The following is a 6289-nucleotide window of genomic DNA, read 5'->3' on the forward strand; positions in this document are numbered from 1 at the left end:
CGCTGACCCGGTTCGCCAACACGGGCAACCACCAGAACGTCTCCGAGTCCACCGTCGGGGTCCGGCTCCGGGTGCATCCGGGTGGACCTCACCGCCGACGCGCCGACCGCCGGCGTACGCGAGCACGTTCGCGCGGCGGTCCGCCGGTTCGCGGCGACGACCGACTGCCAGCCCGCGCACCTCGACGTGACCGCCCGCATCGAGCCCGGCCACCCCTGACCCGACGTCGGCCCGAGGGGGCATGATCGGTGTCGGCGGCGAACGGGAGGTACGCGGGTGCGGGTGGTGTCGCTGGTGCCGTCCCTGACCGAGGCGGTGGCGCTTACCCTGCCGGGAGCACTGGTCGGGGCCACCGACTGGTGCAGCCACCCGGCCGGGCTCGACGTGCCCCGGGTCGGTGGCAGCAAGTACCCCGATCTGGACCGGGTGCGCGCGCTGCGGCCGGACGTGGTGCTGCTCAACGTCGAGGAGAACCGCCGGGCCGACGCGGAGGCGCTACGGGCGGCCGGCGTGCCGGTGCGGGTCACCTATCCACGGACCGTTCCCGGCGCGTTGACGGAGCTGGGCGACGTGCTGACCGAACTGGGTGCGCCGACGGAGCCGGACTGGCTGCGCGCCGCCCGGCGGGCGTGGGCCACTCCACCCCCGCTGACGGCGACCCGCAGCGCTGTGGTGCCGGTCTGGCGTCGACCGTGGGTGGTGCTCGGCGGCGACACGTTCGCCGGTGACGTGCTGCGTCGCCTCGGCGTGTCGAACACCTACGAGGAGCACCCCGAGCGCTATCCCCGCCCGACCCTCAGCGAGCTACGCGAGCGGGAGCCCGACCTGGTGGTGCTGCCCGACGAGCCGTACCGGTTCACCGCCGACGACGGGCCCGAGGCGTTCCCCGGCGTACCGTGCGCTCTGCTCTCCGGGCGGCACCTCACCTGGTACGGCCCGTCCCTGGCCGAGGCGCCCGCGCTGCTCGCCGACCAGCTGTCCCGGCCGGTGCTGGCCGGCTGACCTCGGCCACCAACCGGGCGGTCGGGCACCGCGCCCGGCGGCTCAGCCAGCGGCCCGGCGGCTCAGCCAGCGGCCCGGCGGCTCAGGCGTCGGTTCGGCGGCGGGCGGCCAGGGTGCTGGCGCCGATGGAAACCGCCAGGGTCAGCAGCACCACGGCGAGGGTCAACCAGACCGGCAGCTTGCCCACCGGCGTCTCGGCGAGGATCAGCTTCAGCCCGGCGAAGGCCAGTAGCAGCGCCAACCCGTACCGCAGGTAGCCGAAGTGTCGCAGCAGGCCGGCGAGGCAGAAGTAGAGGCTGCGCAGCCCCAGTACGGCGAACGCGGTGGCCGTCCAGACCAGGAAGGTGTTCGTGGTGATGGCAAGGATCGCCGCCACCGAGTCGATGGCGAAGACCACGTCGGTGGCCTCGATGGCGACGAGCGCGACCAGCAGCAACGTCGCCACCCGTCGGCCGGCTACCCGGGCGGTGAACCGGTTGCCGTGGTAGCGGGCGTCGGTGGGCACCAGCCGCCGGAACAACCGGACCACGAGGTTGCGTTCCGGGTCGACGTCCGGCTTCCCGCGTACGGCCAGCCGCCAGCCGGTCCAGATCAGGAACGCGCCCAGCGCGAACCCGGCCCAGGTGAGCCGGTCCAGCAACTCGGCACCGGCGAAGATGAACAGCAGCCGGAAGACGAGCGCCCCCACGACACCCCAGAACAGCACCTTGTGCTGGTAGCCCGACGGCACCTGGAAGTAGCCGAAGAGCAGCGCGAAGACGAACACGTTGTCCACCGAGAGCGCCTTCTCCAGCAGGTAGCCGGAGAAGTACGCGATGGCCGGGTCGCCCCCGAGGCCCCACCAGACGACCAACCCGAACAGCAGACCCGCGCCGATCCAGACGGCGCTCCACAGCAACGCCTCGCGGAGCTCGATGACGTGGTTGTCCCGGTGCAGGAGCACATCCACGGCGAGCAGCGCCGCGATCACCGTGCCGACCGCCGCCCAGGCCCACAGCGGGACCGCGACCGTCGCCTCAGCCACCGACGCCCTCCGCACCGACCACCGCGCACCGCCCGTCAACCAGGCCGGCCGGCCCTTTTCGAGCCTAGGTGAACGCCCGACCCGGCATCGGACGGTCGAACGAAGTCGGGTCGGGCCCATACGACGCAGTGCGGGCGGCGGCTGAGGCTCCGGGCGGTCGGGGAGCCGCCCTCAGGCGACCGGCATCACCTGGCCGGGGTCGGTGACCGTGTCGTCGGCGTCGTAGGCGATCGCGTTTGTCACCCGCACCACGCCACTGACCTGCGCCGCGAGCCGACCGGCGAGGTCGACGGCGGAGCGGCGGTCCAGCCGACCGGCAAGCGTCACGTCACCGTGGCGGACCTCGACCGTGACCAGTCCGTCCCGCACGGCGAGCACCCGGCGAAGCACCTCCTGCACCACGTCCTCACGAATCTCGGCGTCCGACCGCAGGTGCACCCGCAGCAGGTCGGCACGACCGACGATGCCGATCAACCGGCCAAGGTCGTCCACCACGGGCAACCGCTTGACCTGCTCGCGGTCCATCACGCGGGCAGCGGCGGACAGCGGCGCCTCCGGATCGGTGGTGACCGCCGGCGCGGTCATCAGGTCGCCGGCCAGCAGGGCCGCACCCTTGCTCCGCGCGCCACGCCGACGGCGGCTCTCGAAGACCCGTCGCAGCGCCGGCTCACCGGCGCGTTCGATCCGGTGCAGCAGATCGGCCTCGGACACCACCCCCAGCACTCGGCGGAAATCGTCGATCACCGGCACCGCGCTGACCCCGCGGCGCAACAGCACATCGACGATCTCCCGGTACGGGGTCTCGGCCACCACGGTCTCGACCTCCCGGGTCATCACGTCACCCACCTGCCAGGTCCTCATCACGGCCTCCCTCTCGTGGTCCACCTCGGACGCTACGACCGAGAGTCGACTGTCGTCAGGGCCGCCGGACCGGACCCGGAGGGGTCGAACGTCCCGAGCGGTTGCGGTCTGTCGGCCCTGCCGCCGGGGACGCCGTGAGCGTCCACTGGAGATGCCACCGGGAAGCGCGGTGCGAAGCTGAGAAGGGACGTGGAGACCATGATCGCGACGACCGAGCGAGTCACCGCCGAGAACACCGCTGCGAAGACCGGTACCGCTCACGAGCGGGCCGTCCGGTACATCCTGGCCGGCACCCGGCTGGCACTGGGCTGGATCTTCCTCTGGGCCTTCATCGACAAGGTGTTCGGCCTCGGGATGGCCACCGAGTCGAAGAACGCCTGGATCAACGGGGGTAGCCCCACCAAGGGATTCCTGACCTTCGGCGTGACCGGCCCGTTCAAGGATCTCTACACCGGGATCGCCGGCGCCGCCTGGGCGGACTGGCTCTTCATGATCGGCCTGGCCGGGATCGGTGTCGCGCTGCTGCTCGGCATCGGCATGCGGGTCGCCGCCGCGGCCGGTGGGCTGCTGCTCGTCATGATGTGGACCGCCGTCCTGCCCCCGGAGAACAACCCCTTCATGGACGACCACCTGATCTACGCGGCGGTGCTGGCGGTCCTGGCGCTGGTCAACGCCGGCGACACCTGGGGCCTGGGCCGGGTGTGGGCGACCCTGCCGATCGTCCAGCGGACACCTTGGCTGCGATGAACTCCACACACCCCCTGGGCGGGCGTCACCAGCATCGGTGACGCCCGCCACGGCGTCGTTCCACCGGCCGGGCCCGCAGCGCCACCGGGACTCCGGTGCTCGACCGACGGACGGGGCTGCGGAGCAGGTTGCGGGTCCGCCGCACATCGGTGAGGGGTGATCCGGCAGGATCGACGGTGACCGGACACATCACCCAACACGGCAGGAGATCCCCGCATGACCCAGGCAGCAGGCGCCCAGTCGGGCAAGCCCGAGGTTGGTCCGATCGAGGGTGCACCGCCGGCCGACCTCGTGATCGAGGACATCACCGTTGGCGACGGCCCGCAGGCCGAGCCGGGCCAACTGGTCAGCGTGCACTACGTCGGCGTGTCGCACTCCACGGGCGGCGAGTTCGACTCGTCCTGGAACCGGGGCGAGGCGTTCGACTTTCCGCTCGGCGGCGGTCAGGTCATTGCCGGCTGGGACCAGGGCGTCGCCGGCATGCGCGTGGGCGGTCGCCGCCGCCTGACCATTCCGCCGCACCTGGGGTACGGCGACCGGGGTGCCGGCGGCGTCATCAAGCCGGGCGAGACGCTGGTCTTCGTCGTCGACCTGCTCGGCGTGAGCTGACCGATTGTCGGGGTCGCCGGCACGCGCCGGCGGCCCCCGGCCCGGCTGAGACGGTGACGGCCAACCTCGTCGATCGAGATCAGGCGGCCAGTTGCAGGTCCGTGGTGGCGATCACCGGGCGACGCGCGGCCTCGATCGGCGAGGTCAGCTCCAAAATCGGCATCACGCGGTGCAGCCCGCTGACGCGCAGCACCCGCGCCACCACCGGGCTCGGGTCGACCAGGACCAGCTCGCCACCGCAGGCCCGCACGCGCAGATGCGCCGCGAGCAGCGTGCGAACGCCGGTGGCGGAGAGCAGCCGCAGCCCGGACAGGTCCAGTTGAAGGACCGGGCGGGGCGGCGCGGACCACAGCGCGGACCGGAACGCGGCCACGGTGGCGATGTCGATCTCGCCGGCCACCCGCACGAGGACCATCTGGTCACCCACGCTGACCTGCACGTCCAGCCGGTCGCTGTGCTCTTCCATGCCCAGAAATCTAGCCCCCACCACCGACACTTTCGCCCCTCCACGGAGTGATTCCGGGTACGCCCAGGGGCATACCCCGAGGTACCCCACCTCCTCCTCGGGGTGGAGTCAGGGGCCTCTCGCGGCGCGCCGCGCGGGCTCGGAACCCGGGGGCCGGCCGGCATCCGGGTGGAGAATAGGTCGATGCTGATCCCCCGGCCCCGGCCGCCCCGGCTGATCCGCCCCGTCCGCGAGCCGGCGACCAGCCCTCCGGCGCTGGCCGGGGCATGGGCCCCCATCGACCGCCGGCTGGACGAGGCCGACTTGCTCCCCCTCCCCGCGGGCGCCGTCGGCCCCGAGGACGTGCTGGTCGACGGCGCCGGGCGGGTGATCAGTGGCGACGAGGACGGTCGGCTCTGGTGGTGGCCGGTCGACGCGCGGGCCGGCACCACACCCCACCTGCTGGCCGAGACCGGGGGCCGTCCGCTCGGCATCGAGCTGGACCCGTCCGGTGAGGCCCTGGTGGTCTGCGACGCGTACCGCGGGTTGCTGCGGGTCACCCCGGACGGCGGGGTACGCGAACTGACCGGAACGGCACCCTCGGTGCACCTGGCCAACAACGCGACGGTGGGCCGTGACGGCACCATCTACTTCACCGACAGCTCCGACCGGTTTCCGGTCTCGCACTGGAAGCGGGACCTGCTGGAGCACCGTCCCAACGGGCGGGTGCTGGCCCACCATCCGGGCAGCGGCCGGACCGAGGTGGTGACCGACGGGCTGTACTTTCCCAACGGGATCGCGCTGACCCCGGACGAGTCGGCGCTGATGCTGGTGGAGACCAGCACCCACCGCCTGCTGCGGGTCGAGCTCGGCGGCGGTGTGCGGGTCCTCGCCGACCTGCCCGCGTACCCGGACAATCTCGCCTCGGTGGGTGATGGGACGTACTGGATCGCACTGCCCAGCCCCCGGGTGCCGATCGCCGAACGGCTGCTGCCCCATCCGCGTCTGCGCCAGATCGCCGCCCTGCTGCCCGACGCGATGCAGCCGCAGCCACGCCGCTACGGGCTGGTCGCGCTGGTCGACGACGCGGGAACGGTCCGCCGGACGCTGCACGGTCCGAACGGGCACTACTCAATGATCACCGGGGTACGCCAGCACGGCGACCACCTCTGGCTGGGCAGCCTGACCGGTCCCGGAGTAGCCCGCGTACCCCTGACCTGACCCCTGACCCCTGACCCCCTGCCCCCCTGACCCACGCCCCCACGCCCCCACGCCCCCACGCCCCCCACGCACCACCGCGCCGATCTTGCGTTTCCTGTCGCCGGGATGCGTGAAATGTCCCACTGTGTCGGCGCAGTAAGTGCAAGATCGGCGCGGTGGGTGTCCCGTCGCCCGGCTTACGGGCGACGGGACACCCGCCGTCGTGCGGGCCGGCCCCGTTCTTCCGCTCAGCGGCCGCTGACGGAGGGCGCCGGTGCGGGCGATCCGCCGGCCACCGCGCCCGGATGATGACCGTAGAGCAGTTCGCCACCCGTCACATCGGTCCCGGCCCCGACGATGAGCGTCGGATGCTGGAGGTCGTCGGGCACGACTCGATCGAC

The 6289-nt window shown here is 72.5% G+C and carries 8 protein-coding genes; 5 read left to right on the forward strand and 3 right to left on the reverse strand.

Annotation, left to right across the window (positions count from 1 at the left end):
• Positions 1-81: 81 nt before the first annotated feature.
• Positions 82-219, forward strand: coding sequence for a hypothetical protein (locus tag ABZ749_RS26615; RefSeq protein WP_357232620.1), 138 nt, complete (start codon positions 82-84; stop codon positions 217-219).
• Between the two features lie 57 nt (positions 220-276).
• Positions 277-1002 (forward strand): helical backbone metal receptor, encoded by a 726-nt coding sequence (locus tag ABZ749_RS26620; RefSeq protein ID WP_357232624.1) that lies wholly within the window; start codon positions 277-279, stop codon positions 1000-1002.
• 82 nt (positions 1003-1084) lie between these two features.
• Here ABZ749_RS26620 and ABZ749_RS26625 read toward each other — a convergent pair whose 3' ends face one another.
• Both ABZ749_RS26625 and ABZ749_RS26630 read right to left on the reverse strand, forming a co-directional pair.
• Complete coding sequence (locus ABZ749_RS26625; protein WP_357232627.1) at positions 1085-2026, reverse strand: TerC/Alx family metal homeostasis membrane protein; 942 nt, start codon at positions 2024-2026, stop codon at positions 1085-1087.
• 171 nt (positions 2027-2197) lie between these two features.
• The gene (locus tag ABZ749_RS26630; protein ID WP_357232630.1) at positions 2198-2887 is read right to left on the reverse strand and encodes a CBS domain-containing protein; all 690 of its coding nucleotides are present in this window, start codon (positions 2885-2887) and stop codon (positions 2198-2200) included.
• A 189-nt stretch (positions 2888-3076) separates the two neighbouring features.
• On the opposite strand from ABZ749_RS26630, the gene ABZ749_RS26635 reads away from it, so the two are divergent.
• Both ABZ749_RS26635 and ABZ749_RS26640 read left to right on the forward strand, forming a co-directional pair.
• Positions 3077-3634 (forward strand): hypothetical protein, encoded by a 558-nt coding sequence (locus ABZ749_RS26635; RefSeq protein ID WP_357232633.1) that lies wholly within the window; start codon positions 3077-3079, stop codon positions 3632-3634.
• A gap of 216 nt (positions 3635-3850) precedes the next feature.
• Positions 3851-4243, forward strand: a complete 393-nt coding sequence (locus tag ABZ749_RS26640; protein WP_238685740.1) for an FKBP-type peptidyl-prolyl cis-trans isomerase — start codon at positions 3851-3853, stop codon at positions 4241-4243.
• A 79-nt stretch (positions 4244-4322) separates the two neighbouring features.
• Here the strand turns inward: ABZ749_RS26640 and ABZ749_RS26645 are convergent, their stop codons facing one another.
• Positions 4323-4709 carry an STAS domain-containing protein gene (locus ABZ749_RS26645; protein WP_357206061.1) on the reverse strand — a complete coding sequence of 129 codons (387 nt, stop codon included), beginning with the start codon at positions 4707-4709 and terminating at the stop codon, positions 4323-4325.
• Positions 4710-4892: 183 nt separating this feature from the next.
• On the opposite strand from ABZ749_RS26645, the gene ABZ749_RS26650 reads away from it, so the two are divergent.
• On the forward strand, positions 4893-5909 hold the full coding sequence (locus tag ABZ749_RS26650; protein ID WP_357232635.1) for an SMP-30/gluconolactonase/LRE family protein: 1017 nt from the start codon (positions 4893-4895) through the stop codon (positions 5907-5909).
• Positions 5910-6289: the final 380 nt, after the last annotated feature.

It is taken from the genome of Micromonospora sp. NPDC047753 (assembly GCF_040642735.1).
In the GTDB taxonomy this organism is placed as follows: Bacteria; Actinomycetota; Actinomycetes; order Mycobacteriales; family Micromonosporaceae; genus Micromonospora.

Bases quoted from the DNA above. Each gene is read 5' to 3' on its own strand.
- ABZ749_RS26650 (WP_357232635.1), top strand. From the start codon at position 4,893: ATGCTGATCCCCCGGCCCCGGCCGCCCCGGCTGATCCGCCCCGTCCGC.
- ABZ749_RS26640 (WP_238685740.1), top strand. From the start codon at position 3,851: ATGACCCAGGCAGCAGGCGCCCAGTCGGGCAAGCCCGAGGTTGGTCCG.
- ABZ749_RS26645 (WP_357206061.1), bottom strand. From the start codon at position 4,709: ATGGAAGAGCACAGCGACCGGCTGGACGTGCAGGTCAGCGTGGGTGAC.
- ABZ749_RS26630 (WP_357232630.1), bottom strand. From the start codon at position 2,887: ATGAGGACCTGGCAGGTGGGTGACGTGATGACCCGGGAGGTCGAGACC.